This is a genomic window from Enterobacter sp. TCD1-1, from assembly GCF_020567405.1.
GTDB lineage: Bacteria > Pseudomonadota > Gammaproteobacteria > Enterobacterales > Enterobacteriaceae > Enterobacter > Enterobacter quasiroggenkampii.
In genome coordinates, this window is the sequence record NZ_JAJCXF010000001.1 from 1,733,269 (window position 1) to 1,754,091 (window position 20,823).

19 protein-coding genes are annotated in these 20,823 nt (G+C 53.7%); 7 read left to right on the forward strand and 12 right to left on the reverse strand.

Translation table 11 applies throughout. The annotated features are described in order from the left end of the window. Window positions 1-14 precede the first annotated feature (14 nt). Together LJA86_RS08410 and pdeR are read left to right on the forward strand one after the other, a co-directional pair. Window positions 15-1,949: an exoribonuclease II gene (locus tag LJA86_RS08410; protein ID WP_032647557.1), complete on the forward strand. Its 1,935-nt coding sequence runs from the start codon at window positions 15-17 to the stop codon at window positions 1,947-1,949. 323 nt (window positions 1,950-2,272) lie between these two features. Next, complete coding sequence (pdeR, locus tag LJA86_RS08415) at window positions 2,273-4,264, forward strand: cyclic di-GMP phosphodiesterase (RefSeq protein WP_111966564.1); 1,992 nt, start codon at window positions 2,273-2,275, stop codon at window positions 4,262-4,264. Here pdeR and LJA86_RS08420 read toward each other — a convergent pair. Then, a complete protein-coding gene (locus LJA86_RS08420) occupies window positions 4,261-5,130 on the reverse strand; it encodes a crotonase/enoyl-CoA hydratase family protein (protein ID WP_032674921.1) in 870 nt (289 codons plus the stop codon). The genes pdeR and LJA86_RS08420 overlap by 4 nt on opposite strands. Before the next feature lie 193 nt (window positions 5,131-5,323). Between LJA86_RS08420 and LJA86_RS08425 the strand changes: the two genes are divergently transcribed. From LJA86_RS08425 to osmB, 3 genes are all read left to right on the forward strand, one after another. Continuing rightward, window positions 5,324-5,506: a hypothetical protein gene (locus LJA86_RS08425; RefSeq protein WP_045908883.1), complete on the forward strand. Its 183-nt coding sequence runs from the start codon at window positions 5,324-5,326 to the stop codon at window positions 5,504-5,506. Window positions 5,507-5,550: 44 nt separating this feature from the next. Next, entirely contained in the window at window positions 5,551-6,303 is a 753-nt protein-coding gene (locus LJA86_RS08430) for a DNA-binding transcriptional regulator YciT (protein ID WP_045908884.1), read from the forward strand. Window positions 6,304-6,563: 260 nt separating this feature from the next. Next, window positions 6,564-6,782, forward strand: coding sequence for an osmotically-inducible lipoprotein OsmB (gene osmB / locus LJA86_RS08435; RefSeq protein WP_008501216.1), 219 nt, complete (start codon window positions 6,564-6,566; stop codon window positions 6,780-6,782). 104 nt (window positions 6,783-6,886) lie between these two features. Here osmB and yciH read toward each other — a convergent pair whose 3' ends face one another. The 5 genes from yciH to pgpB all read right to left on the reverse strand — a co-directional run bounded on the left by yciH (window position 6,887) and on the right by pgpB (window position 10,536). Next, the gene (gene yciH / locus LJA86_RS08440; RefSeq protein ID WP_045908885.1) at window positions 6,887-7,213 is read right to left on the reverse strand and encodes a stress response translation initiation inhibitor YciH; all 327 of its coding nucleotides are present in this window, start codon (window positions 7,211-7,213) and stop codon (window positions 6,887-6,889) included. Next, entirely contained in the window at window positions 7,213-7,950 is a 738-nt protein-coding gene (gene pyrF, locus LJA86_RS08445; RefSeq protein ID WP_229226008.1) for an orotidine-5'-phosphate decarboxylase, read from the reverse strand. Before pyrF ends, yciH begins: the two co-directional genes overlap by 1 nt. A gap of 185 nt (window positions 7,951-8,135) precedes the next feature. Continuing rightward, window positions 8,136-9,305, reverse strand: a complete 1,170-nt coding sequence (lapB, locus tag LJA86_RS08450) for a lipopolysaccharide assembly protein LapB (RefSeq protein WP_063621868.1) — start codon at window positions 9,303-9,305, stop codon at window positions 8,136-8,138. A 6-nt stretch (window positions 9,306-9,311) separates the two neighbouring features. Beyond that, complete coding sequence (locus tag LJA86_RS08455) at window positions 9,312-9,620, reverse strand: LapA family protein (RefSeq protein ID WP_008501212.1); 309 nt, start codon at window positions 9,618-9,620, stop codon at window positions 9,312-9,314. 148 nt (window positions 9,621-9,768) lie between these two features. Further along, window positions 9,769-10,536, reverse strand: coding sequence for a phosphatidylglycerophosphatase B (gene pgpB / locus LJA86_RS08460; RefSeq protein ID WP_229226009.1), 768 nt, complete (start codon window positions 10,534-10,536; stop codon window positions 9,769-9,771). 197 nt (window positions 10,537-10,733) lie between these two features. Here pgpB and ribA point away from each other — a divergent pair, with 197 nt between their 5' ends. After that, complete coding sequence (gene ribA / locus LJA86_RS08465) at window positions 10,734-11,324, forward strand: GTP cyclohydrolase II (RefSeq protein ID WP_008501210.1); 591 nt, start codon at window positions 10,734-10,736, stop codon at window positions 11,322-11,324. Window positions 11,325-11,506: 182 nt separating this feature from the next. On the opposite strand, the gene acnA is transcribed toward ribA, so the two are convergent. From acnA to topA, 5 genes are all read right to left on the reverse strand, one after another. Then, window positions 11,507-14,182: an aconitate hydratase AcnA gene (gene acnA / locus LJA86_RS08470; RefSeq protein ID WP_229226010.1), complete on the reverse strand. Its 2,676-nt coding sequence runs from the start codon at window positions 14,180-14,182 to the stop codon at window positions 11,507-11,509. A gap of 161 nt (window positions 14,183-14,343) precedes the next feature. Then, complete coding sequence (gene ymiC, locus LJA86_RS08475; RefSeq protein WP_032623144.1) at window positions 14,344-14,442, reverse strand: small membrane protein YmiC; 99 nt, start codon at window positions 14,440-14,442, stop codon at window positions 14,344-14,346. 310 nt (window positions 14,443-14,752) lie between these two features. After that, window positions 14,753-14,893 (reverse strand): YmiA family putative membrane protein, encoded by a 141-nt coding sequence (locus tag LJA86_RS08480; protein ID WP_213327741.1) that lies wholly within the window; start codon window positions 14,891-14,893, stop codon window positions 14,753-14,755. A gap of 338 nt (window positions 14,894-15,231) precedes the next feature. Then, window positions 15,232-16,206, reverse strand: coding sequence for an HTH-type transcriptional regulator CysB (gene cysB, locus LJA86_RS08485; RefSeq protein WP_008502814.1), 975 nt, complete (start codon window positions 16,204-16,206; stop codon window positions 15,232-15,234). A 187-nt stretch (window positions 16,207-16,393) separates the two neighbouring features. Continuing rightward, a complete protein-coding gene (gene topA / locus LJA86_RS08490) occupies window positions 16,394-18,991 on the reverse strand; it encodes a type I DNA topoisomerase (protein ID WP_059365098.1) in 2,598 nt (865 codons plus the stop codon). Window positions 18,992-19,390: 399 nt separating this feature from the next. Between topA and LJA86_RS08495 the strand changes: the two genes are divergently transcribed. Then, window positions 19,391-19,642 carry a YciN family protein gene (locus LJA86_RS08495; RefSeq protein ID WP_003856804.1) on the forward strand — a complete coding sequence of 84 codons (252 nt, stop codon included), beginning with the start codon at window positions 19,391-19,393 and terminating at the stop codon, window positions 19,640-19,642. Between the two features lie 34 nt (window positions 19,643-19,676). Here the strand turns inward: LJA86_RS08495 and sohB are convergent, their stop codons facing one another. After that, window positions 19,677-20,723 (reverse strand): protease SohB, encoded by a 1,047-nt coding sequence (gene sohB / locus LJA86_RS08500; RefSeq protein ID WP_048029763.1) that lies wholly within the window; start codon window positions 20,721-20,723, stop codon window positions 19,677-19,679. Window positions 20,724-20,823: the final 100 nt, after the last annotated feature.

A 20,823-nucleotide genomic window follows, 5' to 3' on the forward strand; every position in this document is an offset into this window, starting at 1 on the left:
GAAAATAGAACATTATGTTTCAGGACAACCCGCTGCTAGCGCAGCTTAAACAGCAACTGCATTCCCAGACGCCGCGTGCAGAAGGGGTCGTAAAAGCCACGGAAAAGGGCTTTGGCTTCCTTGAAGTTGACGCGCAGAAAAGCTACTTCATTCCGCCACCGCAGATGAAGAAAGTGATGCATGGCGATCGCGTCATGGCCGTCATTCATACCGAGAAGGATCGCGAGTCCGCCGAACCGGAAGAACTGATCGAACCGTTCCTGACCCGTTTTGTGGGTAAGGTGCAGCGAAAAGACGATCGCCTTTCTATCGTGCCGGATCATCCTCTGCTGAAAGATGCCATTCCCTGCCGCGCCGCCCGTGGTGTTGAGCATGATTTTAAAGAAGGTGACTGGGCCGTAGCAGAAATGCGCCGTCATCCTCTGAAAGGCGATCGCGGTTTTTATGCGGAACTGACCCAGTTCATTACCTTTGGCGCCGATCATTTCGTGCCATGGTGGGTCACGCTGGCACGCCACAATCTTGAAAAAGAAGCGCCGAACGGCGTGGCAACCGAGATGCAGGACGAAGGTCTGACGCGTCGCGATCTTACCGCGCTGGAGTTTGTCACCATCGACAGCGCCAGCACCGAAGATATGGACGATGCGCTGTACGCTGAAGAGAGTGCCGACGGTAAACTGCACCTGACCGTTGCCATTGCCGATCCCACCGCCTGGATTGTTGAAGGCAGCAAGCTTGACGAAACGGCGAAAATCCGTGCGTTCACGAACTACCTGCCGGGCTTCAACATCCCAATGCTGCCGCGCGAATTGTCAGACGATCTCTGCTCGCTGCGTCCGAATGAAGTGCGTCCGGTCCTTGCCTGCCGCATGACCATTGCTGCGGATGGCGCGATTGAAGACGATATCGAGTTCTTTGCCGCCACCATCGAGTCGAAAGCCAAGCTGGCCTACGATAACGTCTCCGACTGGCTGGAAAATACCGGTAGCTGGAAACCTGAATCAGACGCCATTGCCGCGCAGATCCGTCTGCTGCATCGCATCTGTCTGAACCGCGGCGAGTGGCGTCAAACCCATGCGCTGGTGTTCAAAGATCGCCCGGATTATCGCTTTGTTCTGGGTGAGAAAGGCGAAGTGCTGGATATCGTGGCCGAACCGCGACGCATTGCGAACCGCATCGTTGAAGAGGCGATGATCTCCGCCAACATCTGTGCCGCACGCGTGCTGCGCGACAAGCTGGGCTTTGGCATTTACAACGTCCATACCGGCTTTGATCCGGCGAATACTGAAGCGCTGGCAGCCCTGCTGAAGAATCACGACGTGCACGTCGATCCGGAAGAAGTGCTCACGCTGCCGGGCTTCTGCAAGCTTCGCCGCGAACTGGACGCGCAGCCATCGGGCTTCCTGGACAGCCGCATTCGTCGCTTCCAGTCCTTCGCAGAAATTAGCACCGAGCCTGGCCCGCACTTTGGTCTCGGCCTCGAAGCCTACGCGACCTGGACGTCACCGATCCGTAAGTATGGCGATATGGTTAACCACCGTCTGCTGAAAGCGATTATCAAAGGCGAAACCGTTGCCCGTCCTCAGGAGGACACCACGCTGCAGATGGCCGATCGCCGTCGTCTGAACCGCATGGCGGAACGTGACGTTGGCGACTGGCTGTACGCACGCTTCCTGCAGGATAAAGCCGGTACGGATACCCGTTTCGCCGCAGAAATCATCGATATCAGCCGCGGAGGGATGCGCGTCCGTCTGGTCGATAACGGTGCTGTCGCGTTTATTCCTGCGCCATTCCTGCATGCAGTGCGCGATGAAATGGTCTGTAGTCAGGAAAACGGTACGGTGCAAATTAAAGGTGAAACAGTTTACAAAGTCACCGACGTGATTGACGTCACCATTGCTGAAGTCCGTATGGAAACCCGCAGTATTATCGCGCGTCCTGTCGCCTGATAACCTGTTCAATTGTCGGTCATTTCCTTTCCGGAAGGGCCGACAATTTTTCTTTTTACCCCCGCCACAAAAGCATTATTTTTTCTTACTATTTTCAGTCTCCCTTCGCCCAAATTCGCCATAATTATCTACAGTAAAAGAGTGTTGTTATATTCGGTTACGTGAATTTTTATACGCCCAGTATCCTTTTTAACCTGACTCGTTTTATTATCAGAAATCAGGGAAAAACAATAAGTTCACTTCGGTTTTACCGCTGTTTCTCAACGGAAAAGTCGACTGCAAATGAATAATTTGTGCGCTAATGAACAGCTGCGGGAGAAAACATGATGGACGATCTGGAGCAGAATTTGCTGTTTCGCTACATGGGGACTCACAGCCCATGGTGGCGTTTGTCAGCTGACAGCAATGCTCTGCACCTTGCCGCCAGTGAAAATGCCGATGTCACTCAGGTGATTGCGCTGGACGACGATCAGGCCGATCTTATCCGTCACTTAACCGTGATTACCTCCAGCATTTCCATGACGCTCTCATTATTCGGGGAAGACCTCCCGGTTCACCTTGTTGGGCGGAAAATTACGCGTAACGAGTGGGCCGGTACCGCTTCCGCCTGGCATGATACCCCCTCCGTGGCGCGCGACCTGGCTCAGGGACTCTCTTTCGCGGAACAGGTCGTTTCAGAGGCTAACTCCGTCATTGTGATCCTCGATCAGAACGGCAATATTCAGCGCTTTAACCGACTAAGCGAAGAATATACCGGCCTGAAAGAGCAGGAAGTGATTGGCCAGAACGTGTTTAAGCTGTTTATGAGCCGAAGCGAAGCGGCAGCCTCAAAGCGCAATATTTCCGGTTTCTTCCGCAACGGCAGTTCCTACGAAGTCGAGCGCTGGATCAAAACGCGTAAAGGGCAACGACTGTTTCTGTTCAGAAACAAATTCGTTCACAGCGGCAGCGGTAAAAATGAAATTTTCCTTATCTGTTCCGGTACCGATATTACCGAGGAACGCCGCGCTCAGGAACGGCTGCGCGTGCTGGCCAATACCGATACCATCACCGGCTTGCCAAACCGCAATGCGATCCACGACCTGATTTCTGACGCCATCAGCCACCGCGGCGACACGCAGGTTGGCGTGGTGTATCTCGATCTGGACAACTTTAAAAAGGTCAACGACGCTTACGGGCATATGTTTGGCGATCAGCTGTTACAGGCTGTCGCGCTCGCCATTTTGAGCTGTCTGGATGAGGAACAGGTGCTGGCGCGACTTGGCGGTGATGAGTTTATCGTCATGGCCACCAATACCTCTCAGGGATCTCTGGAAGCGATGGCGTCGCGCATTTTAACCCGCCTGCGCCAGCCGTTCCGAATCGGTCTGATTGAAATTTACACCGGCTGTTCCCTGGGCATCGCCCTCGCCCCGCAGCATGGCAATGACCGGGAAAGCGTGATTCGTAACGCCGATACCGCCATGTACACCGCCAAAGAGAACGGCCGGGGCAAGTTCTGCGTCTTCTCGCCCGAGATGAACCAACGCGTGTTTGAGTATCTCTGGCTGGATACCAACCTGCGTAAAGCGCTGGATAACGATCAGCTCCTGATCCACTACCAGCCGAAAATCACCTGGCGCGGCGAGGTCAGAAGCCTGGAAGCGCTGGTCCGCTGGCAATCACCCGAACGCGGTTTGATCCCACCGCTGGAGTTTATCTCTTATGCCGAGGAGTCGGGGTTGATCGTGCCGCTGGGCCGCTGGGTGATGCTCGATGTGGTTCGCCAGGTGGCAAAATGGCGCGATAAGGGAATAAACCTGCGCGTGGCCGTGAACGTCTCTGCGCGTCAGCTGGCCGACCAGACTATCTTTAGCGATTTAAAGCAGGCGCTGAAGGATCTGAACTTTGAATACTGCCCGGTGGACGTCGAATTAACCGAAAGCTGTCTTATCGAGAACGAAGAGCTGGCGCTCTCCGTGATCCAGCAGTTCAGCAGGCTGGGGGCGCAAATTCATCTCGACGATTTTGGTACCGGCTACTCCTCCCTGTCGCAGCTGGCCCGCTTCCCTATTGACGCCATAAAACTCGATCAATCGTTTGTCAGGGATATTCATAAGCAGTCCATCTCCCAGTCACTGGTGCGCGCCATCGTCGCGGTGGCGCAGGCGTTAAACCTGCAGGTGATTGCCGAAGGGGTCGAAAATGCAAAAGAAGACGCCTTTCTGACCAAGAACGGCGTCAACGAACGGCAGGGTTTTCTGTTTGCTAAGCCGATGCCCGCTGCCGCATTCGAGCGATGGCTAAAACGCTATCAGGTGCGAAAACAGCATTAACTGGCTTTACGCAAGCCCGCCGCGTGATGGCGGTTTTGCAGCATCACCAGACGCTCCATGTAGGCGATATCTTTCGGTTCAAGGCAGAAAGCCGCGTCTACCCAGTCCTCCGTGATGTCCATCAGTTCACTGCGCGGCAATTGCAGAACGCGCGTCCGGGCGCGCAGCATCGCCCTCACGCCATTCAGTTTTGGCCGTAGCGTGTCGATGAAGGTTCGGGTGGAGACATAGCTTTGTCCGGGTTCAAACAGGAGATCCACCAGGCCGTGCTGTTCGTACCATTCCGCCGTATGGGACTCCCCTTTGTAGATGAGCTCCTCTGCCAGCTTCATGCCTGAACGGCGTGCAACCAGGGAATATCCCCCCATGCCCGGAAACAGGTTAAAGGCAATTTCGGGGAAACCTAAGCGGGCGTCGCGCTGAGCCAGAACGAAATGGTGCGCAAGAGCGGCCTCAAACCCGCCCCCTAACGCGCTGCCTTCGACCATGGCCAGAGAGATGGCCCCCGTATCAAATCCCCGCGAGGCCGCATGCACGCAATCAACGCAGGCGCGCGCATAGGCCCGTAACGCTTCACGTCGACCGTGCTGAATGCACTCAACGAAGAACTGCAGGTCACCGCCCGCGTTATACATTTCGGGAACCAGCGATCCGGTCACCCAAAAATCAACCGCAAAACCAGACTGGCGGACGAGCCATGAAAAATTCATGATCTCCTCTATCAACGCATGGTTGAAGCAAGGCCGTGGCTGAGCCCGTAACATCATCCAGACGGTATGTCGCTCCGCCTCGTAATACCCTGACAGCTGGGTGAACCGTTCAGTATCGGTAAACAGTGTACAGGTAGGCTGATTGATAACTGTCATAGTCTACTTCCTCCTATAAAAAAGCGCGTTGCGCGCAGTTTTAGACTAATCCACTCAATAAGCCCGCTGTATGAGGGGGAATAATTTTATCACTTCCGTTTATGTAATTTAGTTATTGCATTTTTTCCCTTCTCTTTTGAACCCAATTTCTGCATCATTGAAAATATTAACTTTTCGCGCCTGGGGTGAGATTATGTCTACGATTGACGCACAAGCTGTAGCACAACGAATTGATACCGTGCTGGATATCCTGGTGGCGGGCGATTATCACTCTGCTATCCGTAATCTTGAGATCCTGAAGTCTGAACTTCTTGCTCAGCATGGCGCTGACGCTGCGCCCGAAAACAGACAGCCAAAAGCGCCGTGGGAAGTTTAACGCCCACCGTTTCCGACCTCGTTTCGCTTTATTAAATGGATGCTATGAATTCCCGACAACAACTCATTTTGCAGATGGTCATCGATCAGGGACGCGTAAGCGTAGTCGATCTCGCGAAAACCACTGGCGTTTCTGAAGTCACCATCCGTCAGGATCTTAATCTGCTGGAAAAACAGAGCTACCTGCGTCGCGCGCACGGCTATGCGGTCCCGCTGGACAGTGATGACGTTGAGACGCGCATGATGAACAACTACGCGCTCAAACGTGAACTGGCGGAATTTGCTGCCTCCCTGGTGAACAACGGTGAGACCGTCTTTATTGAAAACGGCAGCAGTAATGCCCTTCTCGCGCGAACACTTGCCGATCAAAAAGACGTTACCATCATCACCGTCAGTAGCTATATCGCGCATCTGCTTAAAGAGACGCGCTGCGAGGTGATTCTGCTGGGCGGTATTTATCAGAAAAAAAGCGAAAGCATGGTTGGCCCGCTGACCCGTCAGTACGTCCAGCAGGTTCATTTCAGCAAGGCCTTTATCGGGATTGACGGCTGGCAGCCGGAGACAGGTTTTACCGGCCGGGATATGATGCGCTCTGACGTGGTCAATGCCGTACTGGAAAAGGAGTGCGAAGCCATTGTGCTCACCGACAGCTCTAAATTTGGTGCCGTTCATCCTTACACGATGGGTCCCGCTTCACGCTTTAGCCGCGTGATTACCGATGATCGTTTGAGCGAAGCGCATCGCAATAAACTCGAAGAGAGCGGTCTGATCGTCAATATTATTGAAACCAGCGCCTGATTTCCCTCCGCGCCCGAATTTCGGGCGCGCATGTTCTTTCTCTGAGATGATTCTTAACCCTGCTTTAAGAGTTTTTACCTGTATAACCTGCCCTAAAGTCGTAAAATTACTGTTAGCGATATAACAGGAAGTGACTATCACCTGCGTGATGAAGTAACGCCTGCGCGACCAGCTTTCACGGGGAAAAGAATTAAGTATTCGATTCGTCTATACTTATCGTGTACATCTTTCCGTGAATCGATAATTCAGGAGAAAGTATTATGACCTTAACCAGCAAAAAATTAGCCGCCGCTGTTCTGGCAATCACTGTAGCAATGTCCCTGAGCGCATGCTCTAACTGGTCTAAACGTGACCGTAACACCGCGATTGGTGCCGGTGCCGGTGCTCTCGGTGGTGCAGTATTAACGGATGGTAGTACGCTGGGTACATTAGGTGGCGCTGCTGTCGGTGGTATTATCGGTCACCAGGTTGGCAAATAATTATTATCTAAGCCTTCCTCGATATTGCGATATTTAAACGCATTTCAGGTCTAACATACGCACGTATATAACACGAGCCACGGCATTTGCCGTGGCTCATTTATTTAGCCGCCTGCCAGTTTAACTTTCATGCCTTTGGCTTCCAGCAGTGATTTTATTAAATCACGTTTATCACCCTGGATTTCAATAACCCCGTCCTTTACGGCACCGCCGCAGCCACATTTCTTTTTCAGCTCGGCAGCCAGCTTAGTCAGTTCTGCATCATCCAGATCAATGCCGGAGATAAGGCAGACCCCTTTCCCCTTACGTCCGCTGGTTTGACGCTGAATCCGAACGATACCATCTCCCTTTGGACGCTCCACTTTAGCTTTCGGTTCGTCTATCCGCCCGGAATCGGTTGAGTAGACCAGGCGGCTGTTGGAATCGGTCATTACGCCCCCTTGTTCAGCGATGCATTGATAGCCTTAAGCGTCTTAGCCGGGTTTACAGACTGCGTCACCGGACGCCCGATAACCATATAGTCAACGCCTGCCGCCAGCGCCTGCTCAGGCGTCATAATGCGGCGCTGATCGCCCACGTCGCTGCCCGCAGGGCGAATCCCTGGCGTGACGAGTTTAAAATCCTGGCCCAGTGCTGATTTGAAACGTACCGCTTCCTGCGCGGAGCAGACAACACCATCCAGGCCGCACTGCTGCGTCAGACGCGCGAGACGTTCAGCATGTTCCGCAGGTGACAACGTCACGCCGAGGTCACGTAAATCATTTTCATCCATGCTGGTCAGCACAGTGACGGCGATCAGCAGCGGCGCGTCCTTACCGAACGGCAGGAGCGCCTCACGAGCGGCGGTCATCATTCTTGCCCCACCCGACGCATGGACGTTGACCATCCATACACCCAGCTCTGCGGCTGCAGCAACGGCGTGGGCCGTGGTATTCGGAATATCATGGAATTTGAGGTCGAGGAAAACGTCAAAGCCGCGCTGTTGCAGATCGCGAACGATTTGCGGTCCAAACAGCGTGAACATCTCTTTGCCAACTTTCAGACGGCAGTCGCGAGGGTCGATACCGTCGACAAACGCCAGTGCAGCGTCACGCTTATTGTAATCAAGCGCAACAACAACAGGAGAATCCGTAATTACGCGGGAAGTGGAGGATGTAACAGACGTCATGACCAGCCCTTTTCGTCTATGGGCGCGCAGCGGCGCGGAACAGATAAACGGCCAGCATTCTACCTGCCGCCGCCGCAAATTGACAGAAGCCATTTATGTCCCTGCCAGGCTGGCAAACCGCACGGTGTTGAGAAAGTGCTAAAAGCTATCAGTATGTTGTAACTAAAATGAAGACTTTTAAAAAATCACTGCCCGTCCAGGCCGCGGATTGGCTTGATGGTTGACCAGGCCCGGCATGAAGGACAATGCCAGTAGAGGGTATAGGCGGTAAAACCACACTTCTGGCAACGGTAGCGCGGCTTGCTGCGCACCTGTTCGCCAACCATGTCGCGCAGCACCATCAGGCTCTCTTTGGCGCGCCCTTCTTCCGCGTCGTTCAGGTGGTAATCCATCAGCTTATGGAAGACCCGCATCGTCGGATGACGCTGAAGCTGTCGAGTGATATACACTTGCGCGGTGTCGCCACCCTCATACTGCTCAACAACGTCAGCGAGCATCAGTTCCGCGGTTGCGCCGGTATTCTCTTCCACGCAGCGACGCAGGAACGCCACCCATTCTTCCTGCTTGTCCAGCTGTTGATAGCAGGTTTGCAGCATCTCCAGCGTTTCACTGACCAGCTCTTTGTCCTGATCGATAACCCGCAGCAGGCTTTCAACGGCTTTGGCGTAGTCGCCATTCGCCATAAAGACGCGCCCCATCATGATAGAGATACGGGCGCTGTTGCGGTCCGCGGCGGCACCTTTCTTCAGCAACGTCATGGCCTTATCCATGTCGTCGTTGCCCATCTGCTGAAGGGCAAGTTCACAGTAGAAATGGGCTATCTCAACGCGCTGCTTATCTTTACCCAGCTTCACCAGACGTTCGGCCGTATCAATGGCTTTTTGCCAGTCGCTGGTGGCCTGATAAATCTGCAGGAGCTGCTGCAACGCGCCGATGCGGAAATCTGTTTCATCCACCAGCTGAGCGAACATATCTTCAGCGCGATCGTACAACCCCGCGGCCATGTAATCTCGTCCCAGCTGTTGTACGGCCAGGAGCCGTTGATCGTAGGTCAGCGAGGCGCTTTCCATCAGGGTCTGGTGAATACGAATGGCGCGGTCAACCTCGCCGCGCGAGCGGAACAGGTTACCCAGGGTAAGATGCGCTTCAACGGTCCCCGTATCCTCTTTCAGCATGTCGAGGAACAGGTCCACCGCTTTGTCCTGCTGATTGCTCAGGAGGAAGTTTACCCCCGCAACGTAGTCGCGGGAGAGTCGGTTGGCCTCATCCTGTTTTGTTTGTTGCGCACTTCTGCGGCCCATATACCAGCCATAGGCTGCGGCGACAGGCAAAAGCAGAAACAACAACTCCAGCATCGTCGATTATTCCTTCACGACCGGCACGCCAGAGCTTTCCGGCATGTCGGAAGCAGGCGCAATGTGATGTTCGAGTCGTTTGATTTTACGTTCTGCGCGCGCAAGCGAAACACGGACTTTTAACCAGAACAAACCGCAAACCAGCCAGCCAATGGCAAAGCCTGCAGCAAATAAGACCGCGAGCAGGCTCGACACACGGTATTCACCCTGAGCCAGCAGATAGTTAAACGTCACCTGCTGATCGTTTTGTGCACCCAATGTGACTGAAATGACAAAAATCGCCAATACCAGTAAGAAAATGAGTAAATATTTCACATTACTTCCCGTTATGTGGTTCAAGCGAATAAAGTGTGTTCAACTTACCGCAATCAGCCTTATAAACTACCATTTTAGTGACGGGCGCGAAACGGAAAAAGTGACGCGCACGTCATGGATCTATGGGCAAAATGCGGAATATCAACCGTCAGGCGTCCGTTTGGTCCCTTTCGGCTATTTCTTCTTTCTCTTCCGGCGGTGGCGTTAGCGGGCCGCAGAATCGTTCAGCCAGCCGGGTCGCCAGCATCACCAGCAGCCACGAGATGAGCGTGGCAACGACCAGATCCCGTGGCCAGTGCATCCCCAGCAGTAAGCGGCTGCCCATGACCGCTGTCGCCCAGACCAGCAGAATCACGATAGTGACCGTTCGGCGTCTTGGCCAAAGCAGCCCAACCCCCAGCAGCGCCCAGCTGGCGGCAAACATGGTATGGCCAGAAGGAAACGCGAACCCGGTCTCTTTCTGCCAGTGTTTTCGCAAGAATTTCGGGATATCCTGCTGTTCCGCAAGCTGTTCTTTGACCAGCGCGCCGCGATCTTTACGCTTTAAAGTGTAGAACTCATCCACCGGAACATGGTGCGTTTTTTCCAGCCAGACGACAAAAGGACGCGGCTCCTGTACGCGATCTTTCACCCAGGATTTTACGCCCTGACCGATAAGGATAGCCCCACCGAGGATCGCAAAGAGCATCAGCGCCGCGCGCAGACGAAAGCGCAGGCACCACAGAAACCAGGCGCAGAGGAGAACGTGGGTAATAATTCCCCAGGGCTGGGTGACCGTTTCCGTAATCCAGTATAACGTTTTCAACCACGTGGCGTTCTGCCCGGGCTGCCACATCCACCCGGAAAGCCATACGGCCAAAGGCATAATCAGTAAAATGGCCGCACCTGCTGCCGTACGTCTGGCGATTGAATGCATGTCTTCTCCTTTTTCGCTAAGCGTCACAATCATAACTGAAATTTATTCACCTGGTGGAGATGTCGGATCGTGCGTTTAACGTTCATATAGCATGGTGCCCATTAGGCGAACATGCTGAGCTTGTGGCAAAATAAACTGATACAGAAAGCAAAACAGGGCACAGGCACGAAACGTGTCAGCCTACTCTGGAGAATCACATGCAGCTTAAACGTGTGGCAGAAGCCAAACTGCCAACCCCATGGGGCGATTTCCTGATGGTGGGTTTTGAAGAACTGGCAACCGGACAGGATCATGTCGCACTGGTGTATGGCGACATTTCAGGGCAGACACCGGTGCTGTCCCGCGTCCATTCAGAGTGTCTCACCGGCGATGCGTTGTTCAGCCTGCGCTGTGATTGCGGTTTCCAGCTGGAAGCAGCCCTTTCTCATATTGCTGAAGAAGGCCGCGGCGTGCTGCTTTATCACCGTCAGGAAGGACGTAATATTGGTTTGCTGAATAAAATTCGCGCCTACGCGCTTCAGGACCAGGGCTACGATACGGTTGAAGCGAACCATCAGCTCGGTTTTGCCGCCGACGAACGTGATTTCACCCTGTGCGCCGATATGTTCAAGCTGCTGGGCGTGGACGAAGTACGTCTGCTGACCAATAACCCGAAAAAAGTGGAGATCCTGACCGAAGCCGGGATCAACATCGTTGAACGCGTACCGCTGATTGTCGGCCGTAACCCGAAAAATGCCCACTACCTTGATACCAAAGCCGCCAAAATGGGCCATCTGCTGAAAGAGTGATGCTACCTGAAATTGATGACAAGCCCTGTTATCAACAGCTTAGTCGTTTTTTGCCGGGTGACGCTGCGCTTACCCGGCCTACGGTAATTTGTAGGCCCGTGCAAGCGTAGCGCCGCCGGGCGAAACGTACATCAGCACTTTGTCAGCAGTCTGAGCCCGGCACGCGTGCCGGGCTCGTTTCATCAATCCAGCATCTTACGAATCACGTAATGTAAAATGCCGTCGTTCTGGTAGTAGGTCAGCTCGGTTGCCGTATCAATACGGCACCGGCAATCTAGCACCTCGGTTTTCCCGTCTGCCCGCGTTAACGTTACCGGCACCGTTTTACCCGGCTGCAGGTTTTGCAGGCCGCTAATGTCAATCTGCTCTTCCCCGGTCAGGCCCAGCGTTTTACGCGTCACGCCCTGCGGGAACTCCAGCGGCAGGATCCCCATGCCGATCAAATTCGAACGGTGAATACGTTCGAACGATTCGGCGATGACCACCCGAACGCCAAGCAGGCGCGGACCTTTCGCCGCCCAGTCGCGGCTGGAGCCGGAACCGTACTCTTTCCCGGCAATCACCGCCAGAGGCGTCCCTTCCTGTTGGTATTTAACGGCCGCATCATAGATCGACACGACTTCCGTTCCAGGCAGATGACGCGTCATGCCCCCTTCCACACCCGGCACCATTTCGTTACGAATGCGGATGTTGGCAAAGGTCCCGCGCATCATGACTTCATGGTTACCGCGGCGCGAGCCGTAAGAGTTAAAATCGCGGCGTTCGACACCCCGGCTTTGCAGGTAACGGCCTGCCGGGCTATCGGCTTTGATGCTCCCCGCCGGAGAGATATGGTCCGTCGTGACGGAATCCCCCAACATGGCCAGGATGCGCGCGCCGTGGATATCCTTAAGCGGCGCGGGCTCGGCCTGCATCTCATCAAAGAACGGCGACAGACGAATATAGGTCGAGTCATCCTGCCAGCCATAGGTATCCGAACCTGCAACATTGATGGCTTTCCATTCCGGCGTGCCTTCAAAGACTTCCGCGTACTCTTTGCGGAACATCTCGGTAGAGACCTTCTCAACGGCCAGCGCGATTTCTCGAGAGGATGGCCAGATATCTTTCAGATAGACAGGGTCATTCTTGCGATCGTGGCCAATCGGATCGGTCACCAGATTGATATTCATGTTCCCCGCGAGAGCGTACGCCACGACCAGCGGCGGCGAAGCAAGCCAGTTGGTTTTTACCAGCGGGTGAATGCGCCCTTCAAAGTTTCGGTTACCGGAAAGAACGGCGCCTACCGTCAGGTCACCCTGCTTGATCGCCGTTTCGATGGGTTCAGGCAGTGGCCCGGAGTTACCAATACAGGTCGTACAGCCGTAGCCCACGAGGTTAAAGCCCAGCTCGTCCAGGTACGGCGTCAGTTTGGCCTGAGCCAGGTAGTCCGACACCACTTTGGATCCCGGCGCCAGCGAGGCCTTAACCCACGGCTGAGGTTTTAACCCAAGCTCGACCGCCTTTTTAGCCAGCAGACCGGCTGCCATCAATACGCTTGGGTTGGACGTGTTGGTGCAGGAGGTAATGGCGGCAATAACAACCGCGCCATCCGGAAGCTGATACTGATGCCCGTTCAGAACATAATCGACGGGACGATGGTCTTTCTGCGCCACGTTCACTTCCAGGGCATTGCTGGCGGCAAACGCTTTCGGCACCTCAGACAAAGCAACCCGATCCTGCGGACGTTTCGGCCCCGCGAGGCTCGCTTCGACGCTTCCCATATCGAGTTCAAGCGTGCTGGTGAAAACAGGCTCATCGCCCGGATTGCGCCACATGCCCTGCGCTTTGGTGTACGCTTCCACCAGCGCGACCTGCTCTTCGCTGCGGCCGCTAAGGCGCATGTACTCCAGCGTGACGTCGTCAATGGGGAAAAAGCCGCAGGTAGCACCGTATTCCGGCGCCATATTGGCAATGGTGGCGCGGTCGGCCAGCGGCAGCGAATCCAGACCGTCACCGTAGAATTCAACAAACTTGCCCACCACGCCATGCTTACGCAGCATCTGGGTGACGGTCAGCACCAGATCGGTGGCGGTAATGCCTTCAGAAAGCTTTCCGGTCAGCTTGAAGCCCACCACATCCGGGATAAGCATGGATACCGGCTGGCCGAGCATGGCGGCTTCCGCTTCAATACCGCCGACGCCCCAGCCCAGCACGCCCAGACCGTTGATCATGGTGGTATGCGAATCCGTGCCCACCAAGGTGTCCGGATAAGCGACCCACTCTTTATCCTGCAATTCGCTCCAGACGGCTTTACCCAGATATTCAAGGTTCACCTGGTGGCAAATGCCGGTGCCTGGCGGGACCACGCTAAACCGGCTGAACGCCTGCTGTCCCCACTTCAGAAATACGTAGCGCTCGTGGTTACGCTCCATCTCCAGACGCACGTTTTCGCCAAAGGCGTCATCATCACCGAAGTGGTCAACGGTGACGGAGTGGTCAATGACGAGGTCAACCGGGGAAAGCGGGTTAACTTTTGCCGTATCCCCGCCGAGACGCTTAACGGCTTCGCGCATCGCGGCCAAATCAACCACGGCCGGAACACCGGTAAAGTCCTGCATGAGCACCCTTGCCGGGCGGTAAGCGATTTCTCTGTCGGCATGGGCCTTCTCAAGCCACCCTGCCAGCGCCTGGATATCATCAAGCGTGACAGAGTCACCGTCCTGCCAGCGCAAGAGGTTTTCCAGTAAAACTTTCAATGACTTGGGTAAACGCGAAATGTCCCCAAGCGTTCTGGCAGCCAGCGGAAGGCTGTAGTAATGCCAGGTTTTATTTTCTGCCTGTAATGTGTCCTTACTGGCTTCGCGTAGGGTTAACGACATAAGCTCCTCCTTAATCACAGAGATGCCCTGACAATCATCAGGGCCGTAATTAAAGATAACACAAAGATGTCGTAACGTTTTGATAACAACCCAAATTGATAAATTTAGGATTGGTCCAGCGCGGGGAAACAAAAAACCCCGCCGTAGCGAGGTTTTACAATTTAGTGGAGCGCCAGCCAGATGAGCTGACTCCAGAACAGAATCGACACGGTAAAAACGCCGATCCACGACCAGTATTTGTGAGACGTCATGTTATTCATCATAGGGACACCAGGCATTATTTATAAAAATTCCGAGGTCGTTCCTCAGTGCTATATTGCTGATGTGTATTTATTAAAGAGTACAAAAGCGCAGAGTCGATATTCAGACTATTTGCATCATTACGCAATAAACTAAATTATTGTTTTTTGGGTTCGTCTTCTGCGAACACATCAATAAAAGCCTGCTGCTGCGGCGTCAGTTTCCAGGACGCGGGTACAACAGTCGCAGGTGCTTTACGCCCTCTGTGGCCGCTGTCACGATGCTGACACATCTGTTTTACCGAAGCTGTACGTACCGTCACTGACATATTTAACCCCAATATTTCCAGGCCAGGAGAGCAACCACCACCCAAAACAGGGTAGAGACGAGAAAGACCGCCAGCCAGGCTTTACGCTTGAGCGCAGGATCCCTTTGCGGTTCTTCACTTCCTGAAGGCATTGCTAACCTCATACAATCGACATCGCTTATCATTTAGGACCAAACAATTGGTACAATTAATCATCTGTTGAGATAAATCCTAAAGAAACTTTAGCCGAAAAGCCAGTGAATTTACGCACCGGGAGGTATGAAATATTCAATCTTTTGACCAGAAATAAATAATTGAAAAGAAAAATTTGCGAAGGCGTAAATTAGTTTCTACTTTTGTTGCCAATTCACGACATTATAACCTTACGTATTAAATGGATAATGACATTATATGGCAGGGGAATCGCAGATGATGATAATTCTAATTTAGCTTTGAGAGGTTATTTCGGTATCTTTCCCTGGGGGAAAGATACCGGGTGTGATTATTTTTCGGGAAGTTTGATGTCTTTAAACATCTCTTCAATATCTTCATTTGAGCGTAATGCCACGGCGGTATCAACCACATCACGCGTTAAATGAGGGGCAAAGCGCTGAATAAAATCATACATATAGCTGCGCAGGAAGGTGCTGCGGCGGAAACCAATTTTTGTGGTGCTATGGCTGAAAACGTCGTGCGCATCAAGACGCACCAGGTCAGGGTCTGACACCGGATCCACCGCCATGCTGGCAATGACGCCCACCCCCAATCCAAGCCGGACATAGGTCTTAATCACGTCGGCGTCCGTCGCGGTAAAGACAATGCGCGGCGTTAATCCTGCCCGGTTAAAGGCCGTATCAAGCTCAGAACGCCCGGTAAAGCCAAAGGTATACGTCACCAGAGGATACTGGGCCAGCTCTTCGATAGTGACCGACCCTTTACCCGCCAGGGGGTGATCGGGGGTCACCACAATAGAACGGTTCCAGTGGTAGCACGGGAGCATGACCAGATCGTCATAGAGGTGAAGCGCTTCGGTGGCGATGGCAAAGTCTGCATTCCCCTTGGAGACGGCTTCAGCGATTTGCGTTGGCGAGCCCTGGTGCATATGCAACGAGACGCGAGGATAACGCTCGATAAAGCCTTTGATCACGCCGGGCAGCGCATAGCGCGCCTGCGTATGCGTGGTGGCAATATACAGCGAGCCTTTATCCGGCCATGTATGCTCCCCTGCCACAGACTTAATCGCATCGACTTTGGAGAGGACTTCCCGCGCAATGCGGATGATTTCCTGCCCCGCCGGCGTCACCTGGGTAAGATGCTTACCGCTGCGGGCGAAGATCTGAATGCCTAATTCATCCTCCAGCATACGAACTTGTTTGCTGATGCCCGGTTGCGAGGTATACAACCCCTCGGCGGTAGAAGAGACGTTAAGGTTATGATTCACCACCTCAACGATATAACGAAGCTGCTGTAATTTCATGCCAGACCATCCGATTTAGCGCATGCGGTCAATCGCTTAAGACGATTTAATAATAAGAAACAGGTTAACTATAACCACTATATCATTTATAGCCTGACTGTATAGTACGGAACAAAAAATAATAACAAGGTAATAAAAAAGGGCCGGAAATCCGGCCCTTTCACAGGTAAGTTACGGTTAGGGAAGATTATTTCTTGCCTTCAACCCATTTGCCATCGACAAAGAAGGCTGACCATCCGGTCGCTTTACCCTCTTTCTCTGCCGCAACGTACTGCTGCTTAGTTTTACGGCTAAACCGCACCACGGTTTTGTTGCCTTCCGGATCCTGCTGTGGCGCATCGGCCAGATAACGCAGTTTCTCCGGCAGACGATCGCGGAAGCGATGCAGCTCTTCCACCAGCGGCGCGCGGGTTTCACGCGATTTCGGGAAGGTGTTGGCGGCCAGGAAGACACCTGCCGCGCCGTCACGCAGCACGAAGTACGCGTCAGATTTCTCACATGGCAGCTCTGGCAGCGGAACCGGATCTTCCTTCGGCGGAGCCACTTCACCGTTACGCAGAATTTTGCGCGTGTTTTTACATTCGTCGTTGGTGCAGGCCATGTACTTACCGAAACGCCCCATTTTCAGGTGCATTTCAGAACCACACTTCTCGCACTCCACAATCGGGCCGTCATAGCCTTTAATGCGGAACTCGCCCTCTTCTATCTCATACCCGTCACACGTTGGGTTATTACCACACACGTGCAGCTTGCGTTTTGGATCGATCAGGTAGCTGTCCATTGCCGTGCCGCATTTTTTGCAGCGGCGCTTGGCACGCAGAGCGTTAGTTTCCGCATCGTCACCTTCCAGCACGTTGAGAACTTCGTTCTCTGGCACCAGGTTGATGGTGGTTTTGCAGCGCTCTTTTGGCGACAGCGCATAGCCGGAGCAGCCGAGGAACACGCCCGTGGTGGCAGTACGGATCCCCATCTTGCGGCCACAGGTTGGGCAGTCGATGCTGGTCAGAACCATCTGGTTAGGCAGCATGCCGCCCTCTTCAGGGTCTTTCTCCGCTTTTTCAAGCTGGTCGGTGAAATCGCTGAAGAAGCTGTCGAGGACCTTTTTCCATTCCGCCTGGTGGCTGGCAACCTGGTCGAGACTGTCTTCCATTTGCGCGGTGAAATCGTAGTTCATCAGCTCGCGGAAGTTTGCTTCCAGACGATCGGTGACGATCTCACCCATTTTTTCCGCATAGAAACGACGGTTTTCAACACGGACGTAACCACGATCCTGAATCGTCGAGATAATTGATGCGTAGGTCGACGGTCGGCCAATACCGCGTTTTTCCAGCTCTTTTACCAGAGATGCTTCACTGAATCGTGCAGGTGGCTTGGTGAAGTGCTGAGCCGGGATCAGCTCAACCAGAGACAGTTCATCACCTTTGTTCACCGCAGGCAGCGTTCGATCTTCATCACCTTTACGCAGCGCAGGCATCACTTTCGTCCAGCCGTCGAAACGCAGAATACGACCGCGCGCCTTGAGACGGAAATCACCCGCCCCGACGGTCAGCGTGGTGGAGTCGTACTGGGCCGGGGTCATCTGGCACGCCACAAACTGACGCCAGATCAGCTGATACAGCTTCTGCGCGTCGGCTTCCATATCTTTCAGTGATTCAGCGAGCACAGAGACATCAGAAGGACGAATCGCTTCGTGCGCTTCCTGAGAATTCTCTTTGCTGGCAAACTGGTTAGCGCTTTCCGGCAGGTATTTCTTACCGAAGTTGTCGCTGATGTAGCCACGCACCATGTTGACCGCGTCCTGACTCAGGTTGGTTGAGTCGGTACGCATATAGGTGATGTAACCTGCTTCATACAAGCGCTGGGCCATCATCATGGTTTTCTTCACGCCGTAACCCAGACGGGTGCTTGCCGCCTGTTGCAGGGTGGAGGTGATAAACGGCGCACCAGGCTTGCTGCTGGTCGGTTTGTCTTCACGTTCCAGTACCTGATAGCGTGCCTTTTCCAGCAGCGCCACGGCGGCCATGGTCTGGTCGCGGTTTTCCGGACGGAAAGGCTTATCGTTCTGATGGCTTACCTGCAGCGGCAGAGCGTCACCGCCCGGCGTGGTCACATTGGCATCAACTTCCCAGAACTCTTCCGGCACGAAGGCTTTAATTTCGCGCTCACGCTCAACGACCAGACGCACGGCGACGGATTGCACGCGACCTGCGGACAGGCCACGGGCAATTTTCTTCCACAGCAGTGGAGAAACCATGTAACCCACGACGCGGTCCATAAAGCGACGCGCCTGCTGGGCGTTGACGCGGTCGATATTCAGCTCGCCCGGCTTCTCAAACGCCTGACGAATCGCATTCTTCGTAATTTCGTTAAACACTACGCGGCTGTAGCGTTTGTCATCACCCCCGATCACTTCCCGCAGGTGCCACGCAATGGCTTCCCCTTCGCGGTCAAGGTCGGTTGCGAGATAGATGTGGTCTGCTTTTTCAGCCAGCTGCTTCAGCTCGTTAACGACTTTTTCTTTCCCTGGAAGCACTTCATATTGTGCATCCCAGTTATGCCATGGGTTAACACCCATGCGGTTGACAAGCGCGCTACGTTCATCCTTTTTAGGCTTTTTAGCCCCTTTGGTGGAGGTAGAGTCTGCGCTCTTTTTGCTGGCTGAGCCACTAGTCGGCAAATCGCGGATATGACCAACGCTGGACTTAACCACGTAGTCATTACCCAGATACTTATTGATCGTTTTGGCTTTTGCCGGGGACTCAACGATGACGAGAGCTTTACCCATATTCACCTTTACCTAATTTAATTCTTCCAGGAATACGCCGCACGTTGATTTCCCTTCCGCTGACGACGAGCCAATGATATTGCGACTGCGTCAGGAGATATCAACCCCTTTGTCTTACCGGGCGTTAAAGAAAAGCCGCCCAGGTGATTGAGTTCTCGGGTATTTTTCTCACATCTCGTGTAATTCGTGACGAATTCCCGGTTGAATGTCAAGCAATTCTGTTGCCAGAATGACGAAAGCGCACACTCTACCTGATAAAATTCGTTACGCAACTTTATTAGCATGCAAAAGCAAATCCTGCCAGCCAGGCCCCTGCAGCTTATCCCCTCACAATACAGGGAAAATTTGCCCCCAAAGCGCCCTCGGCGTAGACTATTGTCACTGTTTAAGGAGTGGATTATGCAGAATACGACCCAACCTATTGACCGAGCCTCTCTGCTTATCGAAGCAAACAAGCTTATTCGTGACCATGAAGATACGCTGGCAGGCATTGAAGCCACCGGCGTAGAGCAGCGAAATGGCGTGCTGGTTTTCAGCGGCGAATACTTCCTTGATGAACAGGGCTTGCCGACCCCGAAAAGCACCGCCGTGTTTAACATGTTTAAATACCTGGCGCACACGCTTTCCGAGAAATATCACCTGGTCGATTAACGCAAAACGCGAGGCATAAGCCTCGCGTTTTTGTTTACAGCAGCGGTTTTTGTCCGCGCTGTAGCCAGCGGAGCAGCAGGCGGTCCGCGCTTTCTGCGGCACTGTTGGTAAAGCGGTCAAGCAGTCGCTTGCGCTGGGCAAAGCGGACGCCTACCAGTTCCCGGCCTTCCATCAGGTTGAGCAGCAGATCGTCACTGGTTCCGACTTCATCCACCAGCCCTTTCTCCTGCGCCTGAACGCCGTACCAGTGCTCACCCGTCGCGACCTGCTCAATGTCCAGCGTCGGGCGCATACGGTGCACAAAGTCTTTAAAGAGATGATGCGTTTCGTTGAGATCCTCACGGAATTTTTGGCGCCCTTCTTCCGTGTTTTCCCCCAGCAGCGTCAGGGTGCGTTTGTACTGACCCGCCGTGTGAAGTTCGATATCAATCTCTTTATTTTTCAGGAAGCGATTAAAGTTCGGGATCTGCGCGACCACGCCGATCGAGCCAATAATAGAAAACGGTGCGGCCACAATTTTGTCCGCCACGCAGGCCATCATGTAGCCACCGCTCGCCGCCACTTTATCTACGGCTACGGTCAGCGGGATCTGTTTTTCACGCAGGCGCTGTAGCTGAGACGCGGCCAGGCCGTAGCCATGCACGACACCTCCCGGGCTTTCAAGACGAACAACAACCTGATCCTGCGGCGTCGCCACGGCCAGAACGGCCGTCACTTCCTCCCGCAAAGAGGACACTTCATGCGCATCCATGCTGCCCTTAAAATCGAGCACGTAGACGCGGGGCGTGACCTTATCCTGTGGCGTATTGAGCTTCGCCTTTGCTTTTGCCGCTTTGGCTTCCTGTTTATGCTTTTTCTTCTGCGCTTTGAGCCACAGTTTCTGTTGATGACTGTCAAGCAGCGCCAGAGACATCTCTTCCTGCATCTCTTTATACTGCTCGCTCAGGCGGGTGATGCGTAACTCCCCACGCTGACGCTTGCGCTGCGTCAGGTTGACAATCAGAACGGCAACCACCGCAATGGCAATCACCACCGTCGCGATTTTCGCCAAAAACAACCCATATTGAGAAAGTAATTCCACGCGTTCCACCTTGATTTAACCACGAATCTTTCACGGCAGTGTACAACAGCCCTGCCCATGCGTCTCGCTCGTGACATTACCTCTGCGAGCCGCCTTCAAA